General features: G+C 34.4%; 17 protein-coding genes, 1 pseudogene and 1 other annotated feature. Of the genes and pseudogenes, 14 read left to right on the forward strand and 4 right to left on the reverse strand.

What is annotated here, in order from left to right; translation table 11 throughout:
• Positions 1–9: 9 nt before the first annotated feature.
• Complete coding sequence (locus HMPREF0634_RS00920) at positions 10–960, reverse strand: polysaccharide deacetylase family protein (protein WP_007788058.1); 951 nt, start codon at positions 958–960, stop codon at positions 10–12.
• 188 nt (positions 961–1,148) lie between these two features.
• Here HMPREF0634_RS00920 and HMPREF0634_RS00925 point away from each other — a divergent pair, with 188 nt between their 5' ends.
• The 10 genes from HMPREF0634_RS00925 (at position 1,149) to HMPREF0634_RS00970 (ending at position 10,195) form a co-directional block, all read left to right on the forward strand.
• Positions 1,149–1,655 (forward strand): rubredoxin-like domain-containing protein, encoded by a 507-nt coding sequence (locus HMPREF0634_RS00925; RefSeq protein ID WP_007788087.1) that lies wholly within the window; start codon positions 1,149–1,151, stop codon positions 1,653–1,655.
• 22 nt (positions 1,656–1,677) lie between these two features.
• Positions 1,678–2,544 (forward strand): YitT family protein, encoded by an 867-nt coding sequence (locus HMPREF0634_RS00930; RefSeq protein ID WP_007788068.1) that lies wholly within the window; start codon positions 1,678–1,680, stop codon positions 2,542–2,544.
• Between the two features lie 89 nt (positions 2,545–2,633).
• A complete protein-coding gene (locus HMPREF0634_RS00935) occupies positions 2,634–3,590 on the forward strand; it encodes an MORN repeat-containing protein (protein WP_007788147.1) in 957 nt (318 codons plus the stop codon).
• Positions 3,591–3,752: 162 nt separating this feature from the next.
• A complete protein-coding gene (gene dnaG / locus HMPREF0634_RS00940) occupies positions 3,753–5,576 on the forward strand; it encodes a DNA primase (protein ID WP_007788091.1) in 1,824 nt (607 codons plus the stop codon).
• 15 nt (positions 5,577–5,591) lie between these two features.
• Positions 5,592–6,746, forward strand: coding sequence for an RNA polymerase sigma factor RpoD (gene rpoD / locus HMPREF0634_RS00945; RefSeq protein ID WP_007788157.1), 1,155 nt, complete (start codon positions 5,592–5,594; stop codon positions 6,744–6,746).
• Positions 6,747–6,795: 49 nt separating this feature from the next.
• Entirely contained in the window at positions 6,796–7,419 is a 624-nt protein-coding gene (locus tag HMPREF0634_RS00950; RefSeq protein ID WP_007788116.1) for a tRNA (adenine(22)-N(1))-methyltransferase, read from the forward strand.
• Positions 7,420–7,574: 155 nt separating this feature from the next.
• Positions 7,575–8,378, forward strand: coding sequence for a Nif3-like dinuclear metal center hexameric protein (locus HMPREF0634_RS00955; RefSeq protein ID WP_007788097.1), 804 nt, complete (start codon positions 7,575–7,577; stop codon positions 8,376–8,378).
• A gap of 218 nt (positions 8,379–8,596) precedes the next feature.
• On the forward strand, positions 8,597–8,809 hold the full coding sequence (locus HMPREF0634_RS00960; protein ID WP_007788092.1) for an AbrB/MazE/SpoVT family DNA-binding domain-containing protein: 213 nt from the start codon (positions 8,597–8,599) through the stop codon (positions 8,807–8,809).
• A 1-nt stretch (position 8,810) separates the two neighbouring features.
• The gene (locus HMPREF0634_RS00965) at positions 8,811–9,545 is read left to right on the forward strand and encodes an ABC transporter ATP-binding protein (RefSeq protein WP_007788159.1); all 735 of its coding nucleotides are present in this window, start codon (positions 8,811–8,813) and stop codon (positions 9,543–9,545) included.
• Complete coding sequence (locus HMPREF0634_RS00970; protein WP_007788124.1) at positions 9,545–10,195, forward strand: ABC-2 transporter permease; 651 nt, start codon at positions 9,545–9,547, stop codon at positions 10,193–10,195. The genes HMPREF0634_RS00965 and HMPREF0634_RS00970 overlap by 1 nt, the downstream gene beginning before the upstream one ends.
• A 131-nt stretch (positions 10,196–10,326) precedes the next feature.
• On the opposite strand, the gene HMPREF0634_RS00975 is transcribed toward HMPREF0634_RS00970, so the two are convergent.
• Positions 10,327–12,738, reverse strand: coding sequence for a cell wall-binding repeat-containing protein (locus HMPREF0634_RS00975; protein ID WP_007788079.1), 2,412 nt, complete (start codon positions 12,736–12,738; stop codon positions 10,327–10,329).
• Between the two features lie 217 nt (positions 12,739–12,955).
• Positions 12,956–13,507, reverse strand: coding sequence for a tryptophan transporter (locus HMPREF0634_RS00980; RefSeq protein ID WP_007788112.1), 552 nt, complete (start codon positions 13,505–13,507; stop codon positions 12,956–12,958).
• Positions 13,508–13,573: 66 nt separating this feature from the next.
• Positions 13,574–13,818 (reverse strand) — a binding site (T-box leader).
• A gap of 269 nt (positions 13,819–14,087) precedes the next feature.
• Between HMPREF0634_RS00980 and HMPREF0634_RS00985 the strand changes: the two genes are divergently transcribed.
• Positions 14,088–14,699: a hypothetical protein gene (locus HMPREF0634_RS00985; protein WP_123795772.1), complete on the forward strand. Its 612-nt coding sequence runs from the start codon at positions 14,088–14,090 to the stop codon at positions 14,697–14,699.
• A gap of 156 nt (positions 14,700–14,855) precedes the next feature.
• Here HMPREF0634_RS00985 and HMPREF0634_RS00990 read toward each other — a convergent pair.
• Positions 14,856–15,086: pseudogene (locus HMPREF0634_RS00990) on the reverse strand (transposase); the annotation flags it as partial.
• A 245-nt stretch (positions 15,087–15,331) separates the two neighbouring features.
• On the opposite strand from HMPREF0634_RS00990, the gene miaB reads away from it, so the two are divergent.
• The 3 genes from miaB (at position 15,332) to HMPREF0634_RS01005 (ending at position 19,118) form a co-directional block, all read left to right on the forward strand.
• On the forward strand, positions 15,332–16,771 hold the full coding sequence (gene miaB, locus HMPREF0634_RS00995) for a tRNA (N6-isopentenyl adenosine(37)-C2)-methylthiotransferase MiaB (RefSeq protein WP_007788095.1): 1,440 nt from the start codon (positions 15,332–15,334) through the stop codon (positions 16,769–16,771).
• Positions 16,772–16,815: 44 nt separating this feature from the next.
• A complete protein-coding gene (locus HMPREF0634_RS01000) occupies positions 16,816–17,373 on the forward strand; it encodes a hypothetical protein (protein ID WP_040565576.1) in 558 nt (185 codons plus the stop codon).
• An 86-nt stretch (positions 17,374–17,459) separates the two neighbouring features.
• Positions 17,460–19,118 (forward strand): glutamine--tRNA ligase/YqeY domain fusion protein, encoded by a 1,659-nt coding sequence (locus tag HMPREF0634_RS01005; protein WP_007788075.1) that lies wholly within the window; start codon positions 17,460–17,462, stop codon positions 19,116–19,118.
• The last annotated feature ends 61 nt before the right edge of the window (positions 19,119–19,179 follow it).

The raw sequence follows: 19,179 nt of genomic DNA on the forward strand, positions 1-19,179 counted from the left end.
TAAGTGAATTTAATACATTGTCTTAAATTCATAGCCAGCAGACTTGTAGTACTTTATTATCTTGTCCAAGTATTTAGCTGTTTCTTCCTTACCATAAGTATCATGCATTAACAGGACAACAAGGTTTTTACCCTTACTGCTTTCTACTGCATGCTTATAAAGCTCATCGGCACTTTTCTTAGCACCTTCAGCATCAGCATTTAGGGCATTCCAGTCTATTGAAGCCTTATTATTCTTAATTAGATACTCATTAAGTGGTTCAGTCTTTTGCCATGATATCTGACCACCTGGACACCTGTAAACTCTGGTTTCAAAATCAAAGCCAAGGCTCTTTTTGATTAGGTCTGCATTCTTGTCAAAATCTGCAGTGTAGTTTGATAGGTTTAAAACCCTGCCAGGATATAGGTGACTATAGTCATGTGAATATGAGTGGTTGGCAATAGCCATACCTTCATTATATTCCTGCTTTAAAATTTCTGCAGCCCCATTCATGGCTAGTGACTTACCTATAACAAAGAATGTAGCCTTTACATCATTGTCCTTAAGAGTTTTAAGGATATTTGGTGTATTTGTAAGAGAAGGTCCATCATCAAATGTTAAGAATACCTGCTTTTTACCACCGTTATCATAGTCATAAGTGTTTAGGGCATTCCAGATCTTCTGGGCATCCACACCATGTAACTTTTTCGCATCTTCCTTTTGGCCAATCACAGTTTTTGTTTTTTTGCCATCAGTCTGAGCCTGATTATTTTCAATCTTTGTCTTATTATCAGCTTCTTCATTACTTCTATAAGCACTTATTAGCTTAAAGCAGCCGGCAACACATGCAATAACCATTAAAAGTAATAAGATTTTTTTTGCATTAAAGCCAGCTCTTTTTTTCCTCTTTGGTAAACGTATGTCTCTTTTCTTAGGATTAGTCCTACTATAGTTTATATAATGTTTGTTTTCTTTTTTCATAGTTTATCCTCCCGTCTTTATATTTTACTACATAAATGGGATTTTTTAAAGGATACTTTTGAATAAAAACAGTAAAATATTATAAAAAATTTATAAATTTATCTGAGAATGTAGACAAGTCAGTATATATAGGATATTATATTTTGAGATGTATCTATTTTTATCAACTTTAAATGAGAGGTGTTAAAATGAAGCGATTTAAGTGTAAAGAATGCGGTTATATCCATATAGGTGATGAGGCTCCAGATGTCTGTCCAGTATGTGGCTATGACAAGAGCATATTTGTAAAAATGGATCAAGTTGAAGAAGGAGAAAATATTGCTTATGCCATGATAGAGGAATTAGATGTTACTTCCATAAAAATTCTTAGGCAGTTGATTGATGATACTTCTGAGATGGCTGCGGTGGCATCTGCCATGGCCAAGAGGGCTTTAATGGAAAATAATCTAGACCTAGAAAAATATTTTAATGCTCTTGCATTAGAACTTTTGGACCAGGCATCAATATATATGATTTACTCAGGAGAATTCTTAGAGGTTACATCTAGTGCAAATAGACCTGAGTTAGAGAAAAAACTGCAAAATGAGATGATAAAGATAGATAAGTTTATTGAGGCTATATCTGATATGGATTTGGAAGAAGTCGTGGATGTTTTAGAGGCAAATAAGAAAAAAATAGGTGCTTTGATGATTTAGCAAGTTGCTAGAGGAGGAAGTAATGAGTCAGGTTAGAGATAGGTTTAGTGAACATCCTTCATTAAGGTTGGGAACTATGGTATTAGGTTTGAGCATATCTGCAGTTGGTGTAAATGGATTTTTACGCCAGGCCCACCTTTTGAGTGGTGGTGTAACTGGTTTTGCAACCGCCATAAACTACTTAACGGGTTTGAATGTGGGTATAGGAACTTTTATATTAAATATACCTATTTTCATACTAGGTTTTATATATTTAAAGAAAGAATTCTGTATGCTCAGTCTAACTAATATGATTATATATTCTTTGATCCTAGGTTTAACCCAGGATATAGGGTCGATTATTCCTATAAATGATATGTTCTTACAGACAGTCTTCGGAGGCTTTTTGAATGGAATAGGGATAGGTCTTGTCTTTAGGGCAAGGGCATCTACTGGTGGTACCGATATAATTGCGGCTATATTAAAGATAAAAAAGAATATAGAAATTAAGGATACCAGTTTTGCTTTTAATGTTATAGTTGTAATGGTTGGTAGCATTTTGTTTAGTTTAAAGCTGGGCCTATACACCCTAATAGGCTTTTATATTAGCTCCCTGGCACTTGGATTTATCAAGGATGCTATGAACTATCAGAAGTCCCTGATAATTATATCTGACAAGCCAGACCTGATAGCAGAAGATATTATGAAGGCAATGGTAAGAGGGGTAACCTTTATACATGCTGAAGGAGCCTATACAGGTGACAGTAAAAAATTAATCTATACTATAGTATCTTCAAATGAGATACCAAAAATAAAAGAAATAGCTTTTAAAATTGACTCAAGGGCCTTCATCACCATCAATGATATAACTGAAGTGAGGGGAAGAGGTTTTAAGTCCAAGGATTTATAATATTTTAGATGTCTGTGGACAAAATACTTTTAAAATATTAGAAAATATTATATAATTAGTGTAGATGTCTATTGAACGGAGGGATTAGTTTGAGCATATCAAATAATTATGTAGAATTATATACCAGTTATATAAATGAAATTGACGATATAAGAAAGAATTTAAAACTATTTAAGATAAAGAAGAGCAATGCCTTGAAGAAGGGTATATTTGCTAGTGATGAAGAAGTTTATGAGTTGGAGAAACTTATCCTAGGGGAGCCTTCAGACCAGATAAAGGAAAAGTTGGCTGCCAGTAAGGAAGAGGAAATTTATATAGAGTCACAGAAGGAAGAACTTGCTAAAAATGAAAACCTGGCTGATATAGTAGGTTTTCTTGATGATAGCGAAGAAGACAGTCTTGACTTGGCCAAGGAAAATGACATGGTCCAGATCTATAAGTTCTCTAATGGTGATATGTATATTGGCAGGCTTTTAGATGGCAAGATGATAGGGGTAGGATCTTATATATTCCAGCCAGGTGAGGATGATGATTCGAGTATTAATACTGAATACATCGGAAACTTTGTCAATGGTGTGAGAGAGGGTAGGGGTTCTTTTACTTTCTCTAATGGCAACGAATATATCGGTAACTTTAAAGCAAATAAGAGCGATGGTATTGGTCGTATAAAGTACAATAATGGCGATGAATACCTTGGCAATTGGATAGATGGAAGAAAAGAAGGTCTTGGTATTTATACTTGGAGTGATGGATATATATATATTGGTGATTTCAAGGATGGTAAGATGGATGGTAATGGTTCATGTTTCAATTCTAAGGGAGAACTAATTTATGATGGCGAATGGAAACTAGGTCAGATACATGGTAAGGGCAAGTATATATGGAACAGGAATAAGTGGTATGAGGGAGACTTCCAACAGGGAGAAAAGCATGGAGAGGGAACCTTCTACCTAAATGGTGATCCTGTCTACCAGGGAACTTGGAAGTTTGATAAACCATCTATTTTTGATAAGTCTTTTGAAGAAATTATTGCAGCTATGCAGTAAATTTATATTAAGAAGAAACCTATTTTGGGTTTCTTTTTTGTTGAATTAAAATTAAATAAAGGAAATTGACTACTTCTGTCGAATACAACTATTGTAATATATTGACAAAAATAATGTTTCATGCAATAATGAAATGTTAATGTTTATAGTAGGGGTTAACATATGAATGATATGAAGGATATAATCGAGGAAATTAAATACAGGAGTGATATAGCCGATATAATTTCCGACTATGTCAAATTGAAGCCAGCAGGGACTAATTATAAGGGTCTTTGCCCTTTTCATAATGAGAAGACTCCTTCATTTCATGTAAATACAGCCAAGCAGATATATAGGTGCTTTGGATGTGGAGAAGGTGGGGATGTAATATCATTTGTTATGAAGGTAGAAAACCTTGACTTTATGGATGCCGTCCGTCTCTTAGCAGACAGGTGTGGAATTGAGATAAAGAACAAGATAGATCAAAATACCAGACTTAGGCTAGAGAAGATAAACAAGTTTCACACTATACACATAGAGGCAGCTAGGTTTTATTATTCAAAGCTGGTAGATGGACAAAATCAAGCCTTCAACTATTTAAAGAAGAGGGGCTTAGACCTTAAAACAATCAAAAACTTTGGCCTTGGATATGCCCCGGACTCTTGGGATAGCTTGAAGTTATATCTAACCTCTAAGGGTTATACAGAAGAAGAACTTTTTGAATCAGGACTCTTGAGTAAGAGTTCAAAATCAGATAGGTTCTTTGATAAATTCAGGAATAGGGTTATGTTCCCTATTTTTGACTACAAGGGAAATGTAATAGGCTTTGGGGGCAGGGTCATGGATAATGGACAACCCAAGTATTTAAATTCCCCTGACTCTGAGATATTTAACAAGAGATATAATTTGTATGGCCTTAACTTTGCAAGAAAACATCTAGGTAACCAGAAGACCTTGATTTTAGTAGAGGGCTATATGGACCTAATATCCCTGTACCAGTTTGGCATAAAAAATACTGTGGCAACCCTCGGTACGGCACTTACAGACGAGCAGGCAGGCTTGATAAAAAGATATGCTGATATCCTAGTTTTGTCATATGATTCAGACCAGGCGGGTATAAATGCCAGCATGAGGGCAATTGAAATATTAGAAAAGCAGGGTATTTCTGTAAGAATACTTGATCTGGGAGACAGCAAGGACCCAGACGAATTTATAAGAGAACACGGCATGGCAAAGATGTATGATAGGATAGAAAATGCCATTGAAGCTACCAGGTTCAGATTAAATGTACTATCAAAAAATTACAAATTGGATGATAGAAAGGATTCTATGGTCTACCTAAGGGAAGCTGTAAAAATATTAAAAGATATAAAAAGTCCAATTGAACAAGACTACTATATAAATATTTTGTCTCAGATGACTGCGACAAATGCTGAAATTATTAGAAATGAAATGAATGGCAAGAAGGTTCCCTGGCAGAAAAAATCTGGCAATAGGTCTTCTAATGTAGATAATAGACACTTTAATTTTAAGAAGCCAAAGGAAGTCGAAGAACCAAGTTCATTTGTAGAGATGAATATAATTGCTGCCATTATGTTGAGTAGTAAGGCTAGAGAGATAGTTAGGTATAAGTTAGATGAGGATGATTTCTCTGATAATAACAGTAAAATCATATTCTCAAAGGTTTTAAAGCTTGACGAAAAGGGAATAATTAAAAATGAAGATATTTATGACGATAGGATTAGTTTAGACTATTTAAATAGGTTAAGCAAGCTGAATTTAAGCGGTGTTGACCTAAATGATGTCCTTGAAGTCGATAAATTAATCTTTAATTTATTAGAGAAAAATAGACAGGTCAAGATAGATGACTTATTAAAAAGACAGAAAAAGTTAGAGAATAGACGAAAGACTATTGATGATAATAGTAAGGAAGCAGAAGAGGTTGATTTGGAGATTATGAAAATTGCACTAGAAATAGTAGCTGAGAATAAGAAAAAATCACTGTAGGCAGGAGGATTAGTTATGACAGAAAAAAAGAATGAGTTAATGATTAATAAAGAGGCTCAGAAAAAACTTTTTGAAAAGGGTAAAAAAGATGGCACTGTAACACTAATCGATATTATGGAAGCCTTTCAGGATAATGATATGGATAAGGGTGTCGCTGAAAATTTATATGAGACACTTGGAAATCTGGGAATTGAAGTTGTTGATGACAAGGAGGTTAAGGCTGATATTGACTTAAGTAAGCCGGATGACCTTGATATACAGGCTATAGATGAAGAGGAAGACAAGGAAGAAATTGTTGCTGAGTCTAGTGATCCTGTCGAAATAGCTGTTCCAAAGGGCATTAGTATAGATGACCCTGTCAGGATGTACCTAAAGGAAATAGGTAAGATACCTCTATTAAAGCCACATGAAGAGGTAGAATATGCCAAGAGAATGGCTGAAGGCGATGAGTTTGCCAAGCAAAAGTTAGTTGAGGCTAACCTTAGGCTGGTAGTTAGTATTGCCAAGAGGTATGTTGGGAGGGGCATGCTCTTCCTTGACCTTATTCAGGAGGGTAACTTGGGCCTTATAAAGGCAGTTGAGAAGTTTGACTATAAGAAGGGATATAAGTTTTCAACTTATGCAACTTGGTGGATCAGGCAGGCCATAACTAGGGCCATAGCTGACCAGGCAAGAACAATCAGAATTCCTGTTCATATGGTTGAAACTATCAACAAGTTGATAAGGGTATCCAGACAGCTTTTACAGGAATTAGGTAGGGACCCTAAGCCAGATGAAATAGCCAAGGAAATGAATATGACTGAAGAAAAGGTTAGGGAGATAATGAAGATAGCCCAGGACCCAGTTTCACTGGAAACACCTATAGGAGAAGAGGAAGATAGCCACTTGGGTGACTTTATTCCAGATGAAGATGCTCCAGCACCAGCAGAAGCAGCGGCATATTCTTTGTTAAAAGAACAGATTGAAGATGTTTTAAACACCCTGAATGATAGGGAACAAAATGTTCTTAAGTTGAGGTTTGGACTAGAAGATGGAAGGGCAAGAACCCTTGAGGAAGTAGGCAAAGAGTTTGATGTAACCAGAGAGAGGATTAGACAAATTGAGGCCAAGGCCTTGAGGAAGTTAAGACATCCTAGTAGGTCTAAAAAACTTAGAGACTTCTTAGACTAGGTTGGATTTTAGGAATTAATATTTGTATTAAATTTACAGGGATGCAGGATTGGCTTTAGTAGCCAAGTTTCCTGTGTCCCTATTTTATATTTTGACTAGTGGGGTAGATGAGATGAAATTAAGTGCTAGGTTGGAAAAGATAGTGGACTTAGTAGATAGGGGAGTTAGGTTGGCTGATATAGGTACTGACCATGGTTATATACCAATTGAACTTTTGAAGTCAGGAAAAATTGAATTTGCCATACTGAGTGATATCAACAAGGGTCCCTTGGAAAATGCTAGGAAAGAGATTCAGAGACAGGGGCTTGATATAAAGACAGACCTGAGACTGGGCAGTGGACTAGAGGTCCTAGGAGACAATGAGGTTGACCAAATAATAATAGCCGGTATGGGTGGCATATTGATATCAGACTTAATAGAGAAGAAGTTAGAACTATGTAAAAAATTGGACAAGATGATACTTCAGCCAATGCAGGCCCAAGAAGACCTAAGAGAATATTTGAACACGAGAGGCTTTTCAATAAGAGAAGAATACCTTGTTAGAGAAGATTTTAGGCTTTATGAGATTATGGAAGTTGTGTATGGAGGGGAGACGGAAGATATTGATCCCATATACTATGAGATACCAAAAAGGCTTATAGAAAAAAAGACCCACTTCTTGTGGACCTCTTAGAAAAGAAGATAAGAGAGAATAAGTCAATTTTGGATAAATTAGACATGTCTTTGGTAGATCAAGCAGAAAATAAGTCTTTATTGGACAGAAAAAGGGTTGTTGAAGATAAATTGAATAAACTAAATGAAATATATAAGGGATTAGGGAGGTAAAATATGAAACTAAGAGAATTACTTGATAGGATAAGATTAAAATATCCAGAAGAGCTTCAATACAGCTGGGATAACTCAAGCCTGAACCTTGGCGACTTGGACCAGGACATAAATAAAATAATGTTAACACTAGAGATAACGAATAGGACTATTGACGAGGCCATAGAAAAAGGGGTGGACCTAGTAATATCCCACCATCCTTTTTTGATGTCAAAAGTTAACCAGATAAGGACCGATACTATCAAGGGTGGCTTAATCTATAAGATGATTAGGAATAATATAAGTGCCTACTGTATGCACACATCTTATGACATGGCAGAGGATGGACTTAACGACTACTTTTTTGACCTATTAGGTATTAAAGATAGGCAGGTTTTAGATGTTGAGTCTAGTTTGGATTCTTATAATGATGGTAAGGAATATGGTTTAGGAAGGCTTGCAGACTTAGAAAAACCTATAGAGATAGGAGATTTGATAAGTAGTTTGAAGGACAAGTTGAATATTGACCATGCCAGGTATGTTGGACCAAAAGACCTCTTGATAAATAAAATAGCTGTAGTGACAGGTAATGGGTCAGAATTTTTCCAATTAGCCAAGTCAAAGGGTTGTGATATTCTGATTACAGGAGACCTTAAGTACCACCAGGCTATGGATGCCCTTGATATAGACATGGCCTTGCTGGACTTTGGCCACTATGGAACAGAACATATCTTTTCTGAGTCAGTGTATAACTATATAAATTCTATATCAGGAGATATAGAGGTGCTTATTAGTGAGAGGAATATAGATCCATTCACTTTTGTATAGAAAATTTTGGCCTATGTCAAATAAGGTTGTGGATAATTTAAATCAATCAATTATTTTTAATTAGATGGCAACATCCATAAGAAATTGAAATTATGGATGTTGCCTTTTTTATTTCAATTATCAAGATGAATTATTATTTGCTTTTTCTGAAATAATAATATATAATAAGTTATATAAATCATACAAATCATACTTTTTTTAAAAAGGAGGAGATTATTGTGAAAACACCAAAAGGTAAATACGCATGGACAGCTACAGTCGGTGAAAAAGGTCAGATTGTAATACCCAAAAAGGCAAGGGATGTATTTAATATAAAACCTGGTGATACACTCCTGCTTCTTGGAGACGAAAAACGAGGTATAGCAATACCACCAAAGGGTGCATTTGCACATTTGATGGAAATAGCTTTTGAAGATAAAGAGGAGGAATAATATGGAATATATTCTAGAAATAAAAAATCTTGTGAAAGTCTACCCTACTTTTGAATTAAAACCTACCAGCTTCCGTATAAAAGCTGGTGAAGTTATGGGATTCATAGGAAGAAATGGTGCTGGTAAGACTACAACCCTTAAGTCTATACTAAATCTTGTTCATCCCGATGCAGGTAGTGTTCGTATTCTTGGAATGGATTACCTGGATAATGAGGATGTAATTAAACAGCAGATAGGTTATGCAGTAGGTGGAATCTCTTATTATAAGAGGAAAAAGTTAAAGGATATAGTGGCCATTACTCGTATTTTCTATGACAATTGGGATGATGATGCCTATAGTCATTACCTTACAGCCTTTAAGCTTGATGAGAATAAGAAGATCACAGAACTATCTGAAGGGATGAAGGTAAAATTCTACCTTACTTTAGCCCTTTCCCATCATGCAAAACTTTTAATTTTGGATGAGCCTACAAGTGGACTTGACCCGGTATCCAGAGATGAAATGAATGAAATTTTTAGGAAACTTGCTGATAAAGGTGTAGCAATTTTATTTTCCACCCACATTACTAGCGATTTAGAGAAATGTGCAGACACTATTACCTATATTAAAAATGGAGAAATACTTCAATCAAGTAAGAAGGAAGATTTTATTGGCCATTACACTAAAGAAATAGGAGGTGCACCAAGTCTTGAAGATATTATGGTGCATATAGAAAGAGAAGAGGTGATTCTGTGATGAATAAATTACTCTATAAGGAAATGAAACTTACAGCCAATCCTTTGAGTTATTGGTTTATTAGCTTTTCAATTATGACAATGATTCCAAGATACCCTATACTTGTCGGTTCCTTTTTTATCTGCCTTGGTATTTTCTATACTTATCAACAGATTAGGGAGTACGATGACATCACATACACTGTTATGTTGCCGGTTAAGAAACAGGATATAGTTACTGCCAAATATCAATTTGTTTTCTTGATTGAAATTATTTCTTTTGTCCTATGTGTCTTGTTGACCATTATTAGAATGAAACTTTTAGGGACTGCAGGTCCTTATGTTACTAACCAATTGATGAACGCAAATCCAGCCTATCTAGGCTATATAATGATGGTATTTGCAGCATTCAACACAATTTTTATTGCAGGATTTTTTAAGACTACTTACAAAATCGGCAAACCTTTTTTATTATTTTGTGTAGCTAGTTTTATTATAATTATTATAGGAGAAAGCCTACATCATATTCCTGGTTTAGGTAGTTTGAATGATTCTTCTAATGTAAGTCTAGGACAGTTTGTTATATTAGCAATAGGTGTAGTGGTATTCATCCTATCTGGCTTCTTATCATACAAAAAATCAATAAGAAATTTTGAGGGTATAGATTTGTAAGAAAAATTTTGAAGAGCTGGATTTGATAATAGTATACAAAAAATAGACCACCCCTTGATACTGTCCACAAAAAGTAAGATTAAAAATCTGACTAATTGAGGTTAAGTTCATGAAGGGGTGGTCGTAATTATTTATTTTTTAATATTGATGGTTAAAGAACCAAAAAATTCTGCATCCTTTCCCCATCTTACCTTAATTTTCTGTCCATTGTTTAATTCATTAAAATTTAGTATTTCTATCATATCAGCACTATTTTTGATATTATCTTTTTCGTTAATATCAAGTTTATTGCCACTTTGATCTAAAATAGGATTTTTTATAAGGTGATTATTTGCATCAACTTCTGATTCTTGTGAACCCATTTCTATAGCTACCTTGAACTTACTTCTTAGTTTGCTTACAGGTGAAGCATCAAAAATCTTATTATATCCCAGTTTTATTTCTCTTAGATTTCCCATATTAACCAGGGGATTTATATCAGTTATTTCATTTTGTTGTAAATTCATCTCTGTAATATTATTAAGTCCTTCTAAGAAGGATATATCAGTCAAACCACATCTTGTAATGTTTAATTCATCAAGATTTTTAAGACTAGATATAGGAGTAAAATCTTTGACTTTTTTAGCATTATTCATCTTAAGCTCGCTAATATTGGTTAAATTTTTTAATACTTCTATTGATTCTATGTCTGGGTTATTCCCTATGTCTAAATCATCAAGATTTAGCAATTTTTCAAGTGGGCTCAAATCACTTATCTTGTTTTCTGAAACATGAAGTTCCTTAAGGTCAATCATATTTCTTAAACCTTCAAGACTTGTAATTTTATTACCATTTGCAAGAAGTCTTACTAGCTTGTTTGAATTAAAGAGAGGGGATAAGTCACTTATATTCTTATTTCCAGAAATATCTAGGGAAAGGAGTTTTTCATGTTTTTTTAAAGCTTCTATAGAAGAAACCTTGTTGTATTGGATAGATAATTCTTCTAAATCCATGCATTCTTTTAGGGGTTCAATATCTGTAATGCCCATAGTCCTATTTAATAGCAATTTTCTTAATTTGGTTAACTTCTCAAAACCATCTATTGATTTTATTCCCCTGTTGCCGTATAGGTCTAATTCTTCCAGATTTGTTAATTTAGAAATTGCAGTCACATCTACGATCTTATTATTTTTTAATATCAATTTCTTTAAGTTAGGTAGGCCTCCAAGGGGACTGATATCAGTTAAGTACTGATTATTTTCGTATAAATATTGGTCACCAAGATCAAGAACCTCAAGGTTTTTGCATGCCTTTAGTGGACTTAAATCTACTACTTCATTACCAGCAAGGTCAAGACTCTTGATATTATGGGCATATTCTAAGCCCTCTAAAGATTTTATTCCACCATTTCTTCCTTGAGTAAAGTTAAGATGACAATCAAGACCATTCAAGGCAGCCATTCTTTTTTCTGTTATCTTTTGATTATCCTTATATATTTTTTGGTGTTTAAGCTGCCTAATTACTGCTTTTTTAAGGTTTTCATCTTTGATATTTACTTCCTTGGAATTATCTAAATCATCCTGCAAGCCATGATTTGTTCTACTAGAAGAGCCAGAAGAGTTGGTATTTTTATCAGAACTATCATATATTTTAAATTTATTTAGTAATGACTTTTCAAAATCTTTTGAAAGACTATTATCTCCGCCTACTAAAATTATTTTTTTTATATCTCTCTTATTTAATATTTCGTCTGGAATAGATAAACCATTACTTAAAATTATTGGTGCAGAAAGTTTTTTGGCTAGAGAAGAGGATGATAAAGCATCAGCAAAGATCTTTCCGGATGTTAAAACAACACTATTGTAATTACCAAGTTCTCTTGCTATTTTTGATGAGGTTTCGTACCTGTCCTTGCCATAAATTCTTTTTCCAAAAGTTTTTTTGACTGATTCGGGACCTCCAAAAGTATAAACAACATTATAGTCTTGATTAATTCTATCTATTGAATGCCCATCAACTAAAAGTAGTGGCATACCTTTTATAGATAGGACAGCGCCTGCGCTTAGTGCATCAGGAAAATCTTTTCCACTTGCTACCGCAATGTTTTTTACACCCATCTTTTCTACGAGCTTTAATGATGTCTCATAGCGGTTTGTACCACTTATCCTTGATACCTTGAAGTCTTTTTTTAACCTATTCTCAAGATCTTTTGATATAGAATTTTCACCACCCACAATAGTGATTTCAGTTACGGATTTGGATTTAAGTTTGTTGACATCAAGGTTTTTACCATCAGTAAGGAGAACTGCTGCATTTTCTTTTCCAGCAACTGGCCCAACAGATAGGGCATCAGAGAAAGACTTTCCATTTGCCAAATATACTTTGGATGGACTTAGCTTTCCTATAATATTCATTGATGTTTCATACCTGTCTTTGCCATAAATTCTCTCTAATGACAAGCCTGATGCAGATTCATTAGCATTGATATCTCCTATAGTTAGACTTGTAAAAGTGATTGCCGTGGCTAAAAACAATGATATGTTATTTTTACGAGTTTTTGACATTTTCTAATAATACCTCCAATATAAATTTGAGAAAATCTCCAGCTTGATTATACAATTAATGATAACGATTGTCAATATTGTTATTTTATTTATAATAGATATTTTATTTTGTATGGGAATAATATATTAAAATAGCCAGGTATCCTTTTACTTGTGGAATACCTGGCTATTTTAGTGCTAAGAAATAACATATATTAAAAACTAGAAGTTTTTCTTACTAGCCAATTTGGTAACTAGATCTTTTTAAGGCTAGCTTGATAATATTGAACAATACCATTGATGCAACTACATTCAAAACTATTGAAGGTAGTACAACTGCCACAAGAAGGCTCATTAGACTAGCTGGTAGTCCAACCATTGCAGCTGCTGTTACTAAGAATACAAGTCCACTTACAAATGTACCTACAAGAGTCATAACAAATATAATTACCTGGTCCTTCTTTTCTTTTAGCTTGTTTAATAGTGGAAGAGCATACATTGCCTTCATTAAAATAAACATTACATTTACAGTTACTAACTTGTCTACCATGTTAGGTACCTGGCCAGAAGGGAACTTTGTAGCTAGGGCAGAGAAGATACCTGATATTATACCAGCTACTAAACATGACTTGTAATCATTCCTGTTGATTATCATAATACAAAATAGCATAACCAAGGTAAGGTCAGGTGTGATACCTCCAGCTATAGCTGGAAAAATTTGATGGGCAATAAAGCCAATACCTAATAGAATTGCGTTTAAAATCATAGTTTTTGTTTTTGAGTTTCTCATTTTTATACCTCCATAAAATACATAAATTCTTGATATAAAAAATCCAATAAAAAAACTCCACCCTATATATAGGGCGAAGTATAATCCGCGTTGCCACCTAATTTATACGAGAATAGACTCGTACATCTCTATTCAGGAACACATGATTCCCTATCCGCTATATCGTGCAGCCCACGGTGAAGTCTACTCTCGAAAAGATTTCGATTCACTCCTCAGAGACCCATTCAATCAGTTGCTAATATCGGTATTCCACCATCACCGACTCTCTATCAATAGTTAACTAACCTACTATTTCCCCTCATAGGATTTTCTATTTGTAAATATCATATAACTTTTATATAGTAATGTCAAGCATTTTTCTTATTTTTATTATATATAATTTCAATTAGTGAAAAATTCTTAAAATTGTATTTTTTCGGGACTTTTTCTGTAAAAACGTTGCTTTTATAGTAGAACTATGTTAGAATAATATCAAAGAAAGCAATAAATAATAATTTATTTTTTTGAGAAGGGATGGGTAACTTAAATGAATAGGTTAAACTTAAGCATAAGAGACGAGAAGGATTTAAAAGATTTTGTAATGTCTATAATTAGAAGGGAAGCGTTTGAAAATCCAAAAATATACAAAAGAGCCTTTTTAACAACAGTCAAGGCATTAGGTTTTGATGAAGAGTGGGTAAAGACTGATCTAGCCAATGAATTTGATCATATAATTAAGATCAATGAAATGGCTGATAAGATTAAGAGTATCAACAATAGTACTAATAAGTTCTATGATGCCGAAAATATAAAGAGGATTATAAAGATATTATTGGAGAAAAAAGTATATGTTTCCGATATTTACCATACTTGGGATAACATTCCTTTCACTTGTAAAATACTTGATAAGGATGAATTTGAGTGCTTGAAGCATACTTGTCCAGACTATCGTTTAATTGTTGAAGCATATGATGAGTATTTGAAGGAAAGCGGTTTAGAGAGAGTTGAAATAACATTAAGGACTATGAAGATAATCGATAAGAAACTCAAGGTTCTTTCACCAAATGCTATGATGAATATGTCGCTATTAAAAAGCAACAACGAATCATTTGATGCTGTATTCAGAAGAGAACTTGAGAAGTTACCTGAAGATGAGAGAGCTAGGTACGTGAATGCGGCTCATATATATGCAGTTGAAAGATACTACAAGTAGGAAGTATTTTATATTAATTTTACTTCTTCTAGTATACTAGTTACTAAGGGGATGAATAGATTCACTTTTATTAAAAACATTAAGGCTATAGGCCTTATTAAAAGGCTCTATGTCAAATAACGTTGGTGATAATTTAAATCAATAAAATCTATTAAATTATGCGGCAGCATCCATAGCAAACTTATAGCTATGGATGTTGCCCTTTTGTATTTTATACCTTTCCATAAGCATTATTCTTGCCTTAAAATTCCTAAAACTCCTATATCCGTAGGATACTCTTTTAATTACCTTTATCTTGTTATTTTTACCCTCCACCATAGCATTCGTATAGTCATATTTTAATGAGTTTAGCACATACTTTCCAAGCTTTTTAAGGGTTTTTATGGTTGTATAATATTTAGCGTTGATGAGAGAAATAATTCTCTCCCAACGCTAAATATTATACAACCAAAAACAATAGCTTTTAGATTTTTAATAACTAAAAGTAATTATATTTTGTGTGTCCACTTGTTACTATTTTGCTGTAAATTATGATAAATTAAATTCAGTTATTTATGAAAATATGATAAAATAGAGTGATAATATAAATTGAAGTACAAGAAAATAGTGCTTTTATAGTAAGGAGAAGTAAGGTGTCAAAAAGAAAACAAATAGACTTATCTATAGATAAAATAGAAGAACAAGAAAAATACATAGAGGCAATTCATAGAATGAATGAGGGGCTTTTCAATAGGACTGGATACAGAAAATCGTACTTTTGTACTACCTTTGGGTGTCAGATGAATGAGCATGACTCTGAAATGTTAATTAACATGCTTGAAGCAATGGGTTATGTACAAGCCCTGTCAGAGGACCAGGCAGACCTGGTTATATACAATACTTGTGCGGTAAGGGAAAATGCTGAATTAAAGGTGTATGGAAACCTAGGCCATCTCAAGAGTATAAAGAAAAAGAGACCCGACATGAAGATAGTAGTCTGCGGATGTATGATGCAACAACCACATGTAGTAGAAGAAATAAAGAAAAAGTATAGACATGTTGACCTGATTTTCGGTACCCATAACCTATACAAGTTTCCTGAACTTCTAGAATCAACATTTAACAGAGATAAGATAATTGTCGATGTATGGGATGTTGATGGAGAGGTTGTAGAAGGTCTTAAGAGCAACAGGAAATTTGAAATTAAGGCATTTGTAAATATTATGTATGGGTGTAATAACTTCTGTACCTACTGTATAGTACCATATACCAGGGGGAGGGAAAGAAGTAGGAAGCCAGGTGATATAATAGATGAAATAAGATCCCTGGTAAAAGATGGAACAAAAGAAGTAACCCTTTTGGGACAGAATGTAAACTCATATGGAAAGACTCTGGAGGATGACCAAAAAATCAGCTTTGCCCAACTCCTAAGAGAGGTAAATAAAATCGATGGTCTAGAGAGGATTAGGTTTATGACATCTCACCCAAAAGATATATCAGATGATGTAATTTATGCTATGAGAGATTGTGATAAGGTCTGTGAATTCCTGCACTTGCCATTCCAGGCAGGCAGTACTAGTCTTTTGAAGAAAATGAATAGACACTATACTAAGGAAGACTATTTGAAAATAATAGAAAAGGCCAAGAGGGAGATACCGAACCTGGCATTTTCAACGGACATAATGATAGGCTTCCCAGGTGAAACAGACCAGGATGTAGATGATACTATAGATATATGCGAGCAGGTAAGGTATGATTCAGCCTTTACCTTCATATATTCAAAGAGGAGGGGGACACCAGCGGCAAAAATGTTAGACCAGGTGCCAGATGATGTAAAACATCAAAGGTTTGAAAGGGTCCTTGAGGTTGTTAACAGGATTTCGGGGGAAAAAAATGCCAACTACCTAGGCAAGACCTTGGAGGTACTTGTGGAAGGAGCAAGCAAGAAAAATGAGGCTGTTCTGACTGGTAAATCAAGACATAATAAGACTGTAAACTTTACTGGTGGAGACAAGTCCATGATTGGAAAGTTGGTTCAGGTAAAGATAACAGATCCCAAATCCTTCTCCCTAAATGGAGAATTGGTTAAATAGGATTGGTGAATCTAAAATTTAAATCAGGTGAAAAGGGGGATACTATGAAGATTAAAATAATGGCTATGACCTTGTTAGTTAGTGTTTTCTTGGCTGGTTGCCAGTCTCAGGTAACAACGGACAACAGAATGAAGGATTCTTCCTTAAGGGAAAATGCATTAGAGTATGATGCCTACAGGAAAAATATAGTTGATTCAGAATATACATGGTATAGTAAGTATGTCAACCAATATCTTGTAGATATAAAAGATGGTTCCAATAAGGTGGATCCTAATGATATCAAGTCTCTTATAGGAGAGGTAGATTCTAAGATTGATGAAATAAAGAAGCTTGATACAGATAAGATAAAGGCTGCCATAGATAAAGAGGCAGAGGATATATCTAAAAATGATAAGGATGATAATAAGTATAAGACAGAAATAAAAAAAGTTAAGGAAAATGTAGGTCGGAATAAGGAGTCTATGCTAAGGATATTAACTACGATTAAGGCGGGTCTCGAACTAGGCCAAGATGGCCAATTTGACCAGGATGATATCAAAAAGATATCAGAAATGCAGACATCTTTGCTGAAATTTTACGATAAAAATTTAAAATCATATTAGACTTATTAGAAAGTAACTTTATTTTTTTACCATTATACTATAGAATATAGTTATAGACATTTAAAAATAGAAGCGGGGGGTACAATATGTCGTTTGAAAGAGAAAATTCGAACTTTATAAGAAATATAGTTATAGACGATTTGGAAAGTGGTAAGCACAAGAGTATTATTACTAGGTTTCCACCTGAACCTAATGGTTACCTACATATAGGTCATGCCAAGAGTATATGCCTAAACTTTGGCTTGGCAAATGAATTTAAGGGCAGGGTAAACCTAAGGTTTGATGATACTAATCCTGTTAAGGAAGATGTTGAGTATGTTGAGTCTATAAAAGAAGATGTAAAATGGTTAGGTTTTGATTGGGACGAACTACATTTCGCGTCGGACTATTTTGAGGAAATGCACAAGAGGGCAGTGCTCTTAATCAATAAGGGTTTAGCCTATGTTGATGACTTGACTGCAGACCAGATTAGGGAATACAGGGGAACGTTAACTGAACCTGGTAAGGAAAGTCCATATAGGAACAGACCTGTTGAGGAAAATCTGGACCTATTCAACAGGATGACTGCTGGTGAATTTAAGGACGGAGAAAAGGTCTTAAGGGCTAAAATCGATATGGCTTCACCTAATATCAATTTAAGAGACCCTGTAATATATAGGATATCTCATAATGCCCACCATAATACTGGTGATAGGTGGTGTGTATATCCAATGTATGCATACGCCCATCCACTAGAGGATGCCATAGAGCATATTACACATTCAATTTGTACCCTAGAATTTGAAGATCAGAGACCATTTTATGATTGGGTAGTAAGGGAATGTGAGATGGAGGCTGTTCCAAGACAGATAGAATTTGCTAGACTTAACCTTACTAACACTGTTATGTCAAAGCGTAAGTTAAAGCAGTTGGTTGATGATGGTGTTGCAGATGGCTGGGATGATCCTAGAATACCAACTATCTCTGGTCTAAGAAGAAGGGGGTATACACCAGAGGCCATCAGGAACTTCTGTAGAGAAATAGGTATATCAAAGGCAGATTCAACAGTTGATAGCAGGATGTTAGACTACTTCTTAAGGGAAGACTTGCAACCTAAGGCACCTTTGGCAATGGCAGTTTTAAACCCACTTAAGGTTGTTATAACTAACTATCCAGAAGGTGAATCAGAGTTGATTGAAATAGAGAATAATGCTAAAAATGAAGAAATGGGTAAGAGGCTAGTGAGCTTCTCTAGAGAGCTGTATGTCGAAAGGGATGACTTTATGGAAGTACCTGTTAAAAAGTACTTCAGATTATTCCCAGGAAATGAAGTCAGGTTAAAGGGTGGTTACTTTATCAAATGTAATGATGTGATAAAGGATGCTGATGGAAACGTGACAGAAATCCACTGTACATATGATCCGGACACAAAGAGTGGATCTGGTTTTGTAGGCAGAAAGGTTAAGGCCACGATTCATTGGGTTGACGCAAACAATTCTTATCCAGCTGAGTTTAGGTTATTTGAACCATTGATTTTAGATGATGATCCAGCTAATGAAGGCAAGCACTTCTTAGACCAGATAAACCCATGTTCACTGGAAATCAAGCAGGGATTTGTTGAAAAAACAGCAGTTGAAGGTGCTCAGAAGAATGATAAGTTCCAGTTTATTAGAAATGGATTCTACTGTGTAGATTCTAAGTATTCAAGTGATGATAAGTTGGTATTTAATAGAATAGTACCACTAAAGAGTTCTTTTAAATTATAGGATGTCTATATACTTGAAAAAGTAAAACAAGAGAAAAATGGGAGTGTGTAAGTGAAATTAC

This window comes from Peptostreptococcus stomatis DSM 17678, from assembly GCF_000147675.1.
Classification (GTDB): Bacteria; Bacillota; Clostridia; order Peptostreptococcales; family Peptostreptococcaceae; genus Peptostreptococcus; species Peptostreptococcus stomatis.